Raw genomic sequence first — 13,824 nt, 5'->3', positions numbered from 1 at the left:
GAACCATGTCTGATAAAAGAATCAAAGCACTGGCGATAAAAGTTCATCCCAAAACAGAGCCGAACGGAGTCGAATTTGTCTGGGATAAAATTCCCCAGCTTGAAGTATTTACCAAAAACATCCTGATTCCCGAAATCGCTGTAGATCAGGACGGTAATTCTGCTGTTAATATCGGAACAATTGTATCTGGCATACCTTCTGTATTTGCCCGTGCTAATTTATTCAAAAATGCCATAGATAATATCCGCGATAAAGACGCAGAAGCATCAGGGTTAATGTTATTCTATAAGTCCCTGATCAGCGAATGGAAAGGATTGATCAGCTGTATAGCCTTAAACTATAAAGATATCGAAGCAAATAGAATTCATCTATCTTATTCAGATGGCGGACATTTAAATGCAACTGCAAATATATACGAGCCTACCGGTGCATTTGGCAATATGTTGTTTGAGCGGAAACCTTTGTGGTGCGATCAATCATTGGCCAATAATGCAGATAGAATACCCTTTATTGATGTCATTTCCTTTAAAGGCAACGTGATCGGTGGAACCTCTCCTGATAGTTTTGTTTTTACATCGGTATCGTACCAGATTAAAGAAAAATTCCCTTTCATCAACGTACAGAACGGAAAATTTATCGATCCTTTACAGTCAGAAATTAACCCGCAGGAACTCTCTACCCTGTATGGTTATGCCAAACACATTTTAGAAAACATTGAAAAGTTCAGGTTAAATTATGCCGGAGTAGAAGAACTGATCAGACCTGAATATGGAAATATTTCGACCTGTATCCAAGCCTGGATGAACGATATGGTTATTTATCAGCAGGCAAAGGGATATCCAAAACTTGATAAATCTACATCGCCCGAAGTTGGCTCTTTATTCAATTATCCTTTTGGCCTGCTTTTCAATTATTCAACAGAATTATACGGTTCGGAGGGGATTATCTATAACGAATTGAAAGAAGGAAGTATCCTGTTCGATCCGAAAGATTTACTGCTTCCGGATACTACCGAGATTGCCCAGATCGATTTTGGCAGGGAAGGTATGGAAACCCGGAACTTTCTAAAATCAAAACCCATATTGCTACTGGCCGCCGAAACCAAAGGCCAGCTGAACAGCTATGCTTATTTTACCCTGCCATTAACGCCACTGGCACTAAATGTTTTTGGTGCCACACTTGATGCATTGGTGGGTATTTCAGAATCATCAAACGTAAAATCGAGGATTACCGCCATTTACGACCCAGCAGATAAAGACGGAGAACGTTTAATCGTTCAGTTAAAACTATATACCGAAACCGGAAATGAGATTGTTAAAGAGGTAATTTACAGGGTAACCTCCGAATCGATCAGCGGTAAAGACATTTTAATGTGGCCCAATTTTATTTCCAAACAATGGAACCGCTATTTTCTGTATTCTGAAATACCACATAACGATGCCAAGTTTCAGGCTACGCCATTTATAGGAAATGTGGATGACGATTTTTTCAGGATCGTACTGGATGAAAAGGGTATTCCTTTATACCTGGCTAATAATGGAAAGGCAGCAGTAATCTCCGAAAAATATGGCAACATTAAAGCGCAGTTGCATATCGCATCCAATAATGCGGTTGCCGACAATAAATACAAATACGAGATATACGAAAGCAACAAACCTTTTAAAGGCGTAAAATTTGCCCATGCAGGGGTTGATTGTGGTTTTGGAATTATCCGTTACGATGGATCGGGCAATACGCAGGCTTTACCGGTGAATATGTTAAACGCGCCAAGGACATTGTCGCCAGCCTTTTTAGGTGTCGATTTTGGCAGTACTAATTCTTCTATTGCTTACTTTTCCGATCAGCGGAACGAGGTTTGCGAAAACCTGAAACTCACCAATAAAAGGGTATCATTGCTGGCTACAGACAGCAAAAACAATGATGAAAGGCCTGCGGTGGAAGATGAAATCTTCTTTTTTCAGAACGATGAAATCCTTACTAATTCCATCAAATCTGTATTAACCATACACGATTCGAGAAGAGTGGTAAACGATGGCAACATCCAGGTTAACTCCTTAATGGCGCAGGCCGTAAAAGGTGGTTTCCCCTGTTTTGAAAAAAACCTACCCATTGAAAATGCAGAAAACAACAGGTACATTTTAGGTTATAACCGGATTGGCAGGGCCGAGCTGGTGTACAACATGAAATGGTCTACCCAGCAGATTGACAAGAGCTACAAAACCGCCTATTTAAGTACCCTATTGCTTCATGTGTATGCGCAGTTATTTATTGAAGGGCATGAGCCGCATACACTAAAATGGTCATACCCCTCATCAATGGGTAAAGAATTATTAAGCGAATACAGGGGGATATGGGATTCGCTTAAAGAAATATCACCGATTGAAAGCAATGTTAAATTAAAAACCTTCCCTCCTTCCGATCTTTCTGATATAGGCGATACATCGGGTAACAGCAGCTGGGGATCTCCCGTAGCTCAATCTGGTGGTTGGGGCAGCCAGGATTCAGCACCTGCAGCCACAACATCAGCATGGGGTTCGACAGACACCGGCAATAGTGGCTGGGGCGAACAAGCCAAAACAGCCGTTGCTACTGGATGGGGCAACGAGGCTAAAAAAACACTTACAGCGGTAGATATCAAAACAGAAACCGGCCCGGTGAGGTTCGATTTCAAAAAGTTAAGCAATGAAGAATCTTTATCCGAAGCCTGTGCTGTAGCCAATTACCTGGTCCGTCCGAATGGGGGTTACTCCATTAATCCCGGAGAACTGGTGCTTTGTTTCGATATTGGTGGCAGTACAACGGATATTACCGCATTGTGCCAGATGGAAGGTGGAAAGGCAATGATCAAACAGAACTCCATTCGTTTCGCCGCCGAACGTGTGGCACAGGCAACCAAATTTTCGCCCAACTTTAAAAATGTACTGCTCAGGATTTGTGAAAAGAAAAAAATATCGATCCAGGGTTTAAATTCAGGCACGCCTAAATTTAACGAAAATACTGCACCCTATTATTTCGAACAGGTTGTTGACCGTTTAGAAGCTTCGGATTTTGAAACTTTTTATCTTTTAATCGCTGCCGAGTGTAAAGAAATGATGAGCATTAACCTTTACGTTACCGGTTTGATTATGTTTTACGCAGGCCAGCTGGCTTATAAACTGAGGAATGAAATTGTTAAATCAGAAGATGCACCACCAGCCGTTAAAGCCATCCCGCCTAAAATAAAAATTGCATTTGCTGGTAAAGGAGCAAGGATATTCGACTGGTTTACCGCGGTAAATCCGGCCGCAGCAGATGATTATTATACACAGATGTTTATCAGGGGAATGGGCGGGGAAGCAGCGGCCAAACAAACCATTAGTCCGATTACCACAAGCCCTTTAAAAATAATCGATATCAATTCGCAGCGCGGAACAGATAATGCGGATGTTAAATACGAAGTATCGAAAGGTTTGGCCATCCCAACCAATATCACCAGCATTCTGGTGCCCACCAACAAACAGGCCATTGAGATCCTGGGCGAAGATAATTTCTGTGTGGTTACGCCAAATGGCGAATTTAAATACCTCGAATCAACCAATTCCATTACGCCTGAGATGCTGGAACACATTGGCAATCATTTTATCTGCCTGCCACAGGAAGGCAAACCACACTGTCCAAGGTTTATGGATTTTGCTGATCTGTTTTACAAGGTATCATCCAGCATGTTCGGTTTAAAAATGAATGCGACAGATTTTATGGCGGGTTTCCAGGATATGAACATCGAGAACTACATCAAAGGAGAGCCCGATTTTATCAAAGCACAAAAGCGGAAACACGATGATCAGAAAGATTTCGATTATGTAGCGCCGATCATCATTCTGGAAGGGATGAAATTCTTTGAAAAACACCTGCTTAAAGGCATTCAAAAACAATAGTAACGATGGGATTCTGTGTATTGGCAAAAATATCGAAGCGGACGGTTACTTTCTGGTATCAAGCCGACGGTAACCCTTATGCCCCATTAAAAATGAGGGAATCGAACGAGATTCCCTTATACTTTTATGTAAATGGCAACGATTTTGTTTTTGGTGCCGCCGCCAGGGAACGCTTTTACAAAAACGATCCTTATGCTTATGGCAATTATTTCGAAATTGTAAAAGATCCGGCTAAACATTTCAGTATATATGGCAACAAAAAACCTGTTAAACAGCTATTTTATTATGGTTTTGAACAATACTTATCACACTTTTTAAACACCGTATTATACAAATCAGATTCTATCGAATCGTACAGGCAGCAGTTTCCATTACGCTTTTTATTTGATGATGATATTGAAGACAATGAGAAATCGCTGATCGAAAACCTGTTTCAGGAGGCCGGCTATTTTAATTTAGACCGCATTGCTTATCACAATACCCTTTTTAATATACTTGCCCAAAAGCAGATTTTATCAAACAACAAGGCTATTTTATTCATGAATGGCATTGATGATGTACTTTATTTAAACCTTTACAAAAATAGTGAGGCTGAAGCGCTTGGATCGGCCAAACTGCCAGGTCAGGGTGCCGACCCCAGGGTAAAAATACTGGCCGATATGATTGTAGAATATATCATCCTGCAAAACTCTTATCTGTCGGTTAATAAAGATGCCGAAATCGCTTTCCTGCTGCCGTTCTGTGCGGCTTTACTTCAAAACATCAGTCCGATTATTAAAGGCGAAGCTGAACTATCTGATGGAAACCGGCATTGGTTTAATGTAAGGGAAAAAAACCTGAACGACAGGCTGCAATATTATACCAATGACGGGATGATTTTTACGGCGATAGACGATTTGTTAAGGGCAAACAGTTTACAGGCCGATGGAGTAATGATCCTGCTTGGATCAGAAGAAATCAGCACCGCGTATTTTTCTGATAAACTGCTAAAAAAGTATCATCATGTTATCGCATTGCAATCTGTTGATGTTAAAGATACCATGCTGGCTATTTTCCAGGCAATTGCTGCTTCCGGTTACAGTGTTAAAGCAAAAGTACCTACTGCGCCTCCTGTACTGCAGCGGCCAGCCCTTCCAACGCAAAAACAGCCTCCGCCATTACCCCCTAAAAAACAAAACGATGTTCCAAAACCGGTAAACATCCCCAGATTGCCCGAAATAAAAGCAACTCCAAACACAAAAAACAATCCGGTAAAACCACCGCCCCTACCTCCCAAAAAAAGTTAGGGCGTATAAAATCTAAAACTTAACAAAATGGCTATACAAATAGAAAAAAGAAAACCCGTTTCACTGATCGGGGAAGAACCCGGCTTAAAACACATTATTGCCGGCCTGGGCTGGGATACTGCTGTTGTAAACGGGCACCCGGTAGACCTCGATCTCTCCGTGTTTATGCTGGGCGAAAACGGCAAACTGCTTGCCGATGAATACTTTGTTTTTTATAACAACAACACGAGTCCTGATGGTTCTACCCATTACCCCGGCGATAGCAGGGGTGGCGAAGGTGACGGAGACGATGAGGTAATCCATATCGATTTATCCAAAATAGATCCGAAAGTGGAATTCCTTTATTTCGCAGTAACCATCGATCAAAGCGAAGAAAGAGGCCATCATTTTGGCCACGTTCAACACTCCTATATCAATATCAGGAACAATGCTGATAAATCGGTTTTATGCCAGTACCTGCTCAAAGAGGAATTTACAAACGAAGATTCCCTGATGATTGCTTCAGTTTCCAGAAACGGGGGAGCATGGAATGTTGAGGCCCTTGGCCAGGCCTTTTCCGGCGGTTTAAATACACTAATAGAATTATATCAATAGATGAGCAGTTTTAATTTAAATAAGGGAGACAGGTTCTCTCTTTCCAAAGCAGCACCCGGACTCACCATTGTAAAAATAGGAATGGGCTGGGATCCTAACGAGCAACCGGGAGGACCAGAATTCGATCTCGATGTTTCGGCCTTCTCGATAGGCAGTGATTTTAAAATCCCTTCTGATTCTTACTTTACCTTTTACGGGCAGATCAGGATGGGCAATAAAATTGAGGATAAGGTAGAAAAAGGCCTGTTTAGGCCATTCACTGAAGACGGGGCAATTATTGGCGCCATTGATGATCCGGATGGGAGCAGAAGTGAAGGCGATGACGATGAAAATATGTTTATCGATTTATCCAAAGTCAGCGATAAAATCGAGCAGATTATTATATGTTGCACGATCTGTAAATATCCTCACGACAATAAAAAAGACAGAAGAACATTAGACCTGAATTTTGGAAAAGTGAACGACTGTTACATCAGGATTGTGGATGAAAGCAATGGTTCTGAAATATTGCGTTACGACCTTAAAGACCAATATACCAATGAAGATGCCGTAGAATTTGGACGTTTGTTCCGTGCTGGCGAGAGTTGGGAGTTTGAAGCGATGGGCAGGGCGCATACCGGCAGTTTGCAAACTTTAGTTGAGATGTACACCTAAAAAAATAAAATTATGGCATTCGATTTAAATAAAAGTGATGGTTCTAAAGAAGAGTCATCCAAATTTGATCTTTCAAAAAGAGAGATCGAAAAACCCGCAGGCCAATCGAGGGGATGGTTAATCGGTTTATTCGGGATACTGGTTGTTGGTGGCGGCATCTGGTATTATGCATCAGGCAAAGCAGATCCTGCGGCAAAAGCATCTGCAGCTAACGTTTCTTCTGACCCGGCTTCGGTTGTTATACCTGCTGCACCAACAAAAGAAAAAGTTAGCAGTGTAGATACAACTGCTGTTGCACAGGTAAATTCAACGGCGATACAAGCAGATCCGATCAGAAAAACCAGTCTGAATACAGCTCCTGCTAAATTACAAACCAAAGCGCTCAAAGCTTTAAACCATACCGTGCCGGTAACATTTCTTCAAGGTTCATCATCTTTTGCAAGCACCAACAAAACTTTAATCAAACGCATTGTCGTTTATATGATCAAAAATCCTACGGTATCCATCCGTATTAATGGTTATGCCAGCAGCGATGGTCCGATAGGCGTAAACCAGCAGATATCGCAGGCAAGGGCCGATACATTTAAAAATCATTTAACGGCATTAAATATTGAAGCAAGCCGGATAAGCACCATAGGAAAAGGCATTGAAAATCCGATTGCCTCAAATAAAACTGTTAGCGGAAGAAAAAAGAACAGGCGTGTTGAAATTACATTGCTATAAGTTAATCATTTAAGAAAAACCCGTGGCAAAAAGAAGAACCAAAAAAACAAAACAAAGGAGTTTTAAAGAAATCTTAATCCTATTGGGGATGCTGTTTAGCTGCATCCTCTTTATCATCAAAATCATTTTCGGGCGCATAGGCTGGTTAGAAGTTTTTGCTCCTGTGATCATTGTATTTTTGATCCTTTTCCTTCTTTCGGTATTAAAAGCGGCAGTGAGAAAAGTATAGCTAAAAAACAAAAAATTAATAAACCCTGCTCCAACCAAGTATAATCGCCAGTTGGGGCAGGGTTTAATGGTTAAGCTTATGGTGTGGTAAGTTGCCCAAGTATTGACTGTTGGACACCACATTGTTTTCGAATTTAACCCCAAAAATCCATCTCACACTTAGCTACAGGCTTTCTTGACGCATTATTCCGAACTTAAGGTGCCAAAATTGAAACAGTTTACAGGTATAATTGAGCCAAAATGAAACTTTAAAAACTCAACCAGAAATCTGCGCCCATGCTAGCAGACAGCTGGGGGAGAGCATAACCCTATTGCCGGCATCAAAAGACCCCGGCGTTACCTTTTGTTTACCTAAAAGGTAACGCCGGGGTAAACAAAAGGTAAAGAATAGGTAAACATGGGGTTAACTTGTCTCGAACAAGAGGTAAAGGATGGGTAACTAAATGCACCCTTTTATTTCGCTCTTTAAATAAGAAGCCAATTCGTCTTTCAGGTAAAAACGGTCGCCACCCGGTAGTTTTATGGGTTATGAAGTGCCGTCTTTTGCCTTCCATTTGTAGGTACTTACGCTTAGGTTAAGGTAATCTTCGATCTGCCGGTGGGTGAGCTGTTCGTTCGGGCTGCCAACCATCAACTGTAAGTTTAACTGGGCATTATATCGCAAATTGTAGCTTTCGCTACCTTAAAAGTGCCAATATAAAATTAGTTTCATTTACGCGAAATCAGAATGCATGGTTTTACTTAATTAATATACTATGGTGTTGTAAACAGAAATCGCGTAGCTACCTTGCCAAACTGTACCTCATCCCCCGCCAAACCCAAGGAGCTACGGCACTGCTATCCTGCCATAATCCCACCTTGTTTTTCCTGGCTTTTATTTCTAACCTGGCATATAACGGATCACTTGAGTATTTTTTAAAATGCCAGGCCATACCCAGTTTAATCATTTCCTGATTAACGACCTGTTTGTTTTGGTTAATTACTACGGCAATTAATCTTTTATAGTGGTCGTATTTCTGGCCTTGTACACTAACCATTTGCCCGAAACATAAATCGGACAAAGCTTGTTTGGCTTTGGCACCAAAAGGTTGGTGGCCACGTTTCTCGGGGCAATCGATATGGGCCAAACGGATTTTAATGGGATGATCCTGATACAATACCTCCATGGTATCGCCATCTAAAATCCGGATCACTTTGGCCGTGAAGGAAAGGTGGTAGTTGTTTAAAGGTTTGCTCTCGCCTGGCTGGATAAAACAGCTTTGCAGTGTTAATAATAATAAAATCAATACACTTACTTTTCCCACTTGCATAATGTTTTTCCGTCTTTTTTAGCTTTTTCTACTTCAATTGAAACCACCCGATAAGTGCAATTACCTAATCCACGGCAGTTGCTGTTATAATGGTATTTTTTAGCGCCGGGACTGTTGCAAATGTACACGGTTGTGTTTTCTTTACAAGTGATGTTGATAACGAAAAAAATTAATAAGGAGAGGGTTTTCATGATGAGGGGGTGATTAAAGAAAAATGAATGGATATTTAATAATAATTATAAGTCTTAGCTATTTAATAATCTGTTGTATAACAGGGTCTAACGCAGCCGGCAAATCATTTGTTAGTAAGTCAAATTTCTTCACTTTCATCGCTTTAAACCAATCTGTCCAATATTGTTTAATGACATCTTCTTCGTAAGGGTTATTAACTGATGGATTAATGCCTAAAACGATAATTTCGAGCTCTTTTAAATTATAAGGGAAAGCAATAAAACCAAGGTTATTTTTCTTCATAATGCTTTGGTAATCTGCAGCTGTAAGCTTTTTAAAACTCAGAAACTCTGGGGTGATGTAAGAACTTTTACCCCCTACCTGTATGATACTGGCTTTATGATAGATGTAACCATCGGTTAGTATTACTAAAATATTCCGATGCTCTGGTTTAATGCAATACAGTTGCACACTGCTTTTAAAAAACCTCCAGATATCGGAGCCCACGTAATTACGGTCTTTAATAGCGCTCTGGTAAATTTTAACGGGGTTATCACTATAAATCTTATCAATGCTCAGGAAATCCTTTTTACTGGTTTTGGGGTTAAAATCGACTTTTAGCTGTTCACTAAGCTGATTAATATTGGGAATATTTGGCAGGGGATTAAAGAAAACCTGCATCTGGTCTTTTAACAGGAGCATCTTTTTCCCTCTTACATGATTAATAAATGCTTTTTGTACTGATTTTATATATTGCAGATCGCGCTGGTAAATCCCGGGATTCTTTTTAGGGTCTATCCGATCAGATAAATCCAGTAAAAAGCTAATATTGAGGTTCTGTTTGGCTGGCTGAGCTTTACCTTCTTTCGCAAAAGTAGCTGTAATTAAGAGCGGCAGTAATATGTTTAGTAATGTTGACTTCATGATGCAAAGGGTTATAAAGTAGTGACATAAACAGAATTTTGCGAATCTTCGCTGGCTCCTGCGCTTTTAAGGTTTTCGTTGTAACAGGCAATACATTCAGTTTGAAGAACAATTTTTTCGTGCATTGAAATATGGAGCTTTTCATTCACGAACGTAATCCAACCTTTCATGTATTCAGAGGCATAAAGAACATACTCCTTGGTGGGAATAATTACGGCATCGATTATCCGTTGTAGTGTAATAATACGTCCCTGTGCCTCCAGCGAACTTTTCTTAATGTCACTAAGTTCTTCTATTAATTTTGCTTTCTGGATTTCAATATCGCTTATCCTGTCCTGATGGATCTGAATATCTTTTTTTCTCCGCAGCTGTTCGTGTTTGATTTTGTCTTTCTCCCGGTGTTCTTTCATGATAAAATCGAATACTACACCCCATATAAGGTACACTACAAAACCCGCAAAGATGATTCCCCAGAACTGGATTTTGCCAAAAGCAACAGGGATATTAAATTCAGGTGAATCTAACGTTTTGGTTAGCTCATAAATCTTTTCCTCAATCTGGTAAGCCAGAATGGCATCAAAAATAAAGGTGATAGTAAAAAGGAGTCCGATCTTGAAATAGTTCTCTCTGCTTTTAACCTCTCCGAACATGTGGATCAAATAACCCAGTCCTAAAAATACAAAAGGGATAAAGGTTACAAAAGCACCTTCGAGCGATCCATCCTGCCAGGCCTTTTCAAAAGCTTTCGAATCGAGCACATTCATAATGATGGTGCTATTGGCGTCAAAGGGTTTAAAAAAAGCCGAATAAGAGGTAGAAATATAAAAAGTGAATAAATACAGGCTTAAAGGCATCAGGATGATCAAACCGATCCAGAACTTGCCTGAAGCACCTTTTGAAGCACTAATGTGGTATTTTTCGGGATTCCGGGGCAGGTCGTTGATTTCGAATTTTAGTTCTTCGATATTATCTTTTACTGCCCTGATATCGGTTTCTGCCTTGTTAATCTGCTGTTCTTTACCTTCTTTACTGATTACTAGTGTTTTGATTTCGGTTTCTTTAGTTTTCTGCTCGTTGATATAGGGCTCTTTCGCCAGTTGCTGCTTTTCTACCAGTTCTTTTTCTTCATTTTGAAACCTGGCGTAAATGGCATTCAAACAGATCGAAAGCGCTAGGGGGCTACCACTGTTTCTTGATCCATCTCTGAAGCCAGCTTCGTGGTAAGTTCTTTTTCTTATTTCCTCCTCTTGTTCGGTAGCCGGCTTCCTAATCTCCACATTTTCATCCTGAGGTGGATCGGCTGTTTTTGGGTTAAAAAATTCTTCTATTTGGGCAATCATAACATTAAGTTTTAGTTTGATTTATGATGTGATTATGGTATTTCTTTTTTTGCCTAAACAATCCGGTCTCTGGAGTATGTTTTTTGAACGGGTAAAATTTCAGTGGCTTTTTCATCTTGTTTTACAGGTTCACTTTTCTTATAAAAGGCAATGATTAAAAACAATAGTCCGGTGATGATATCAAGTGGGATCCAGATGCTTTTCCGATGCAGGTGAATGGGAAGCAGGGGATTGAAAAGGATGAGCACAAGTAAAAAAACAACTGCGAGATAATAGTTCTTTTGTTTGATCCAGCTGTAAATGAGCAAGGTTACTCCCAATGAAACAATGGTTCTTAAAAAGGTATAAAATTCAATGGGCAACTTCAATATTGCTACAAAGCAGCAGATTGAGCAAGCGATCAGGAATGGTTTCATTGATGAAAAAGTATAGGGATTCAATTTTAGCTACAGGAGAAAAATCTAACTGCAATCTCATTTTCTTGAAGCAACTGACCATCGGGTAATATCATCATCTTACTCCCATCGATATGATTTTCGAAAATATGATACCCATTTCTACAGTTTTTATATCGATACTTTAATGCATTAAATCCTTCGAGCAGGCCTTCTTCTCTGGTAACCTGATAAACATGCTTAGAGCAGCTCAATTTGAAAATGCATTTACGCCTTTTATCTTTAGGGAATACTGCCCAGTACATTCTTATGATCGAGAGTAAAATTATTTTCATAATACTCCTTTGCTGAAAACAACCATTTGATAAGAAGCTAAATAACCAGGTTTGGCACCTAATCCAAAACAACCTGGATCAGGCTGCACATAGGTTGAAACACTTTCCAATCTGATATATTCCCAACCTTGATTGGTAAATTGCTTGATTAGATTTTCTAATTGAATAGCAACCGCAGCTGTAGTTTCATTTTTTTGATTCAATGTTGCGGTGAATGGTACTACTTTATATTCCATGATAAGTTTGTTTAAATTTATACTTCAAAAGTATATAAGCCCAACTCCAAAACCTTACGGGAAACCGTAACCCCAAAAACTATTTTTATGATGCCGGCGATCTAAACAGACATTAAAAACACTAAATATCAAACAGTTAAATAAAACTTAAATCATAGTGAACAGTAACTATATTTTCTCAGCAGATTTCTCCACTGCGGTCGAAAGGACGATGAGGAGTGAGGGTTTCGCAAACTTAAATGATCTTATATTTCTTATATGGTTGAAAATAAAGAATGTGCTGGTTGTTAATTATAAAAGATCCTTCGAATCCTCGACCGGAGCAACGCGGAGTGGAGAGATCTTTGTACCGAGTTGTTGAAATCAAATTTAAAAGATTTCTCCACTACGGTCGAAATGACAATGAGCGGTGAGGGTTTCGCAAACTTAAATGATATTATATTTCTTATATGGTTGAAAATAAAGAATGTGCTGGTTATTAATCTTATAAAATATCCTTCGACTCCGCTCAGGATGACAAATAGAGAAAGATTTTATGCGTTTAAAAATGAGAGATTGCCCTGCCTGCTCCCAACACAAACGGTGGAGCAATCCCTGCATTTTTTGAGTATTGAGCAGGTAATTAATAATTTTCCAAAGTTTGATGCAATTGAGCCCTGTAATCGTAAAGTTCATCAAGGTTGAACAACTGGTTTTTCTCACCGGCATCTTTGCCGCTCTGAAAAGTTTCGAGGTATTTATTCGCGGTATTAAAGTGGAACCTGCAGATGGGTTTCCGGTTATTGTCATCCAGTAATACGCTAAAGTAAGATTGGGTATCGCGGGCTGCAATCCGTGCCGAAGGGATCTTCTCGCGTAAAATGGCTTTTACGATCTGGAAAGCTTCCAATTCTTCTTCAGTCGTTACAATTTTAGAAGCATCAGGATTTTCTATAACAGGAATTGCTTTATCTTCCTCCTTTTTCTCTATTTTCTCATTGATATTTAATGCCGATTTCAAACGATCGCTGATCGATTCGTTGATGGAAATAGCCAGGGCCTTTTTGGTATACTCTTTAAAGGCGATCATCCGGTTTGCCGTTAAGGGTTTATCGAAAAAACGGTTCACCAGTAATTTTACCATTTCATCAGAAGGGGTGTCTGTTTCTTTTTCAAATTCTTTTCTGATGGCCTTGATGTATTTTAAACCTTCGGCCGAATCGAGAATGGTTTCTAAATTGTATTCGTTTTTAGTAAAACTTTCGAGGATTTTAAGTGCATTATCTTTCAGGTCTTCAATATCGATGGTTAGAAAAGGCTTCTCGTCCATAATATTCGGTTTTTCTAAATCGGCGTAAAAATTGTAGACCGTACCGTTGGTTAATACGCCGAAACGCGCTTTCGAAACATGGTAATAGCGGTGCAACTGAGAGTTGTGTGCATCGGCACTTTCTTTCCAGTGTTTGCATTCGAAAATGAGGATGGGTTCGTTGTTTTTGCGAATCACGTAATCTACCTTTTCGCCTTTTTTAGTGCCGATATCGCAAATATGTTCGGGGATCACTTCTGTAGGGTTAAAAATATCGTAACCGAGGATTTGAATAAAGGGCATTACAAATGCATTTTTCGTAGCCTCTTCGGTATTGATCTGATCTTTTAAGCCGACCACCCGTTGATGAAGTTGTTCTAATTTAAGTTTAAGGTCCATTTGACTTGACTTTTGGTTTTTTGATCT

13 protein-coding genes are annotated in these 13,824 nt (G+C 39.8%); 5 read left to right on the top strand and 8 right to left on the bottom strand.

Translation table 11 applies throughout. The features are described from left to right. Window positions 1-5 precede the first annotated feature (5 nt). From FFJ24_RS20970 to FFJ24_RS20950, 5 genes are read left to right on the top strand one after another with little or no spacing between them, the layout of a single operon-like run. Window positions 6-3,914 carry a hypothetical protein gene (locus FFJ24_RS20970; RefSeq protein ID WP_138819103.1) on the top strand — a complete coding sequence of 1,303 codons (3,909 nt, stop codon included), beginning with the start codon at window positions 6-8 and terminating at the stop codon, window positions 3,912-3,914. Between the two features lie 5 nt (window positions 3,915-3,919). Beyond that, window positions 3,920-5,200, top strand: coding sequence for a hypothetical protein (locus tag FFJ24_RS20965; protein WP_138819102.1), 1,281 nt, complete (start codon window positions 3,920-3,922; stop codon window positions 5,198-5,200). A 27-nt stretch (window positions 5,201-5,227) separates the two neighbouring features. Next, a complete protein-coding gene (locus FFJ24_RS20960; protein ID WP_138819101.1) occupies window positions 5,228-5,794 on the top strand; it encodes a TerD family protein in 567 nt (188 codons plus the stop codon). After that, the gene (locus FFJ24_RS20955) at window positions 5,795-6,448 is read left to right on the top strand and encodes a TerD family protein (protein WP_138819100.1); all 654 of its coding nucleotides are present in this window, start codon (window positions 5,795-5,797) and stop codon (window positions 6,446-6,448) included. It begins immediately after the preceding gene. A 12-nt stretch (window positions 6,449-6,460) separates the two neighbouring features. After that, window positions 6,461-7,171, top strand: a complete 711-nt coding sequence (locus tag FFJ24_RS20950; protein WP_138819099.1) for an OmpA family protein — start codon at window positions 6,461-6,463, stop codon at window positions 7,169-7,171. A 1,010-nt stretch (window positions 7,172-8,181) separates the two neighbouring features. Here FFJ24_RS20950 and FFJ24_RS20945 read toward each other — a convergent pair. From FFJ24_RS20945 to FFJ24_RS20910, 8 genes are all read right to left on the bottom strand, one after another. Further along, entirely contained in the window at window positions 8,182-8,709 is a 528-nt protein-coding gene (locus FFJ24_RS20945; RefSeq protein WP_138819098.1) for a thermonuclease family protein, read from the bottom strand. Next, window positions 8,691-8,900 (bottom strand): hypothetical protein, encoded by a 210-nt coding sequence (locus FFJ24_RS20940; RefSeq protein WP_138819097.1) that lies wholly within the window; start codon window positions 8,898-8,900, stop codon window positions 8,691-8,693. Before FFJ24_RS20940 ends, FFJ24_RS20945 begins: the two co-directional genes overlap by 19 nt. Before the next feature lie 58 nt (window positions 8,901-8,958). After that, window positions 8,959-9,804, bottom strand: a complete 846-nt coding sequence (locus FFJ24_RS20935; RefSeq protein ID WP_138819096.1) for a hypothetical protein — start codon at window positions 9,802-9,804, stop codon at window positions 8,959-8,961. Window positions 9,805-9,815: 11 nt separating this feature from the next. Further along, window positions 9,816-11,144 carry a beta-carotene 15,15'-monooxygenase gene (locus FFJ24_RS20930; protein WP_138819095.1) on the bottom strand — a complete coding sequence of 443 codons (1,329 nt, stop codon included), beginning with the start codon at window positions 11,142-11,144 and terminating at the stop codon, window positions 9,816-9,818. Window positions 11,145-11,197: 53 nt separating this feature from the next. After that, window positions 11,198-11,560 carry a DUF6804 family protein gene (locus FFJ24_RS20925; RefSeq protein ID WP_138819094.1) on the bottom strand — a complete coding sequence of 121 codons (363 nt, stop codon included), beginning with the start codon at window positions 11,558-11,560 and terminating at the stop codon, window positions 11,198-11,200. Window positions 11,561-11,586: 26 nt separating this feature from the next. After that, window positions 11,587-11,874 (bottom strand): membrane protein insertion efficiency factor YidD, encoded by a 288-nt coding sequence (gene yidD / locus FFJ24_RS26815; protein ID WP_138819093.1) that lies wholly within the window; start codon window positions 11,872-11,874, stop codon window positions 11,587-11,589. Next, entirely contained in the window at window positions 11,871-12,110 is a 240-nt protein-coding gene (locus FFJ24_RS20915) for a hypothetical protein (RefSeq protein WP_138819092.1), read from the bottom strand. Before FFJ24_RS20915 ends, yidD begins: the two co-directional genes overlap by 4 nt. 622 nt (window positions 12,111-12,732) lie before the next feature. Beyond that, a complete protein-coding gene (locus FFJ24_RS20910) occupies window positions 12,733-13,797 on the bottom strand; it encodes a type I restriction endonuclease (RefSeq protein WP_138819091.1) in 1,065 nt (354 codons plus the stop codon). Window positions 13,798-13,824 lie beyond the last annotated feature (27 nt).

It is taken from the genome of Pedobacter sp. KBS0701, from assembly GCF_005938645.2.
Taxonomy (GTDB): Bacteria; Bacteroidota; Bacteroidia; order Sphingobacteriales; family Sphingobacteriaceae; genus Pedobacter.
The sequence above is the reverse complement of the archived record's forward strand: the minus strand, read 5'-3'. Positions and strand labels throughout refer to the sequence as shown.

Coding starts and splice junctions, on each gene's coding strand:
- FFJ24_RS20970 (WP_138819103.1), top strand. CDS start 6: ATGTCTGATAAAAGAATCAAAGCACTGGCGATAAAAGTTCATCCCAAA.
- FFJ24_RS20965 (WP_138819102.1), top strand. CDS start 3,920: ATGGGATTCTGTGTATTGGCAAAAATATCGAAGCGGACGGTTACTTTC.
- FFJ24_RS20960 (WP_138819101.1), top strand. CDS start 5,228: ATGGCTATACAAATAGAAAAAAGAAAACCCGTTTCACTGATCGGGGAA.
- FFJ24_RS20955 (WP_138819100.1), top strand. CDS start 5,795: ATGAGCAGTTTTAATTTAAATAAGGGAGACAGGTTCTCTCTTTCCAAA.
- FFJ24_RS20950 (WP_138819099.1), top strand. CDS start 6,461: ATGGCATTCGATTTAAATAAAAGTGATGGTTCTAAAGAAGAGTCATCC.
- FFJ24_RS20945 (WP_138819098.1), bottom strand. CDS start 8,709: ATGCAAGTGGGAAAAGTAAGTGTATTGATTTTATTATTATTAACACTG.
- FFJ24_RS20940 (WP_138819097.1), bottom strand. CDS start 8,900: ATGAAAACCCTCTCCTTATTAATTTTTTTCGTTATCAACATCACTTGT.
- FFJ24_RS20935 (WP_138819096.1), bottom strand. CDS start 9,804: ATGAAGTCAACATTACTAAACATATTACTGCCGCTCTTAATTACAGCT.
- FFJ24_RS20930 (WP_138819095.1), bottom strand. CDS start 11,144: ATGATTGCCCAAATAGAAGAATTTTTTAACCCAAAAACAGCCGATCCA.
- FFJ24_RS20925 (WP_138819094.1), bottom strand. CDS start 11,560: ATGAAACCATTCCTGATCGCTTGCTCAATCTGCTGCTTTGTAGCAATA.
- yidD (WP_138819093.1), bottom strand. CDS start 11,874: ATGAAAATAATTTTACTCTCGATCATAAGAATGTACTGGGCAGTATTC.
- FFJ24_RS20915 (WP_138819092.1), bottom strand. CDS start 12,110: ATGGAATATAAAGTAGTACCATTCACCGCAACATTGAATCAAAAAAAT.
- FFJ24_RS20910 (WP_138819091.1), bottom strand. CDS start 13,797: ATGGACCTTAAACTTAAATTAGAACAACTTCATCAACGGGTGGTCGGC.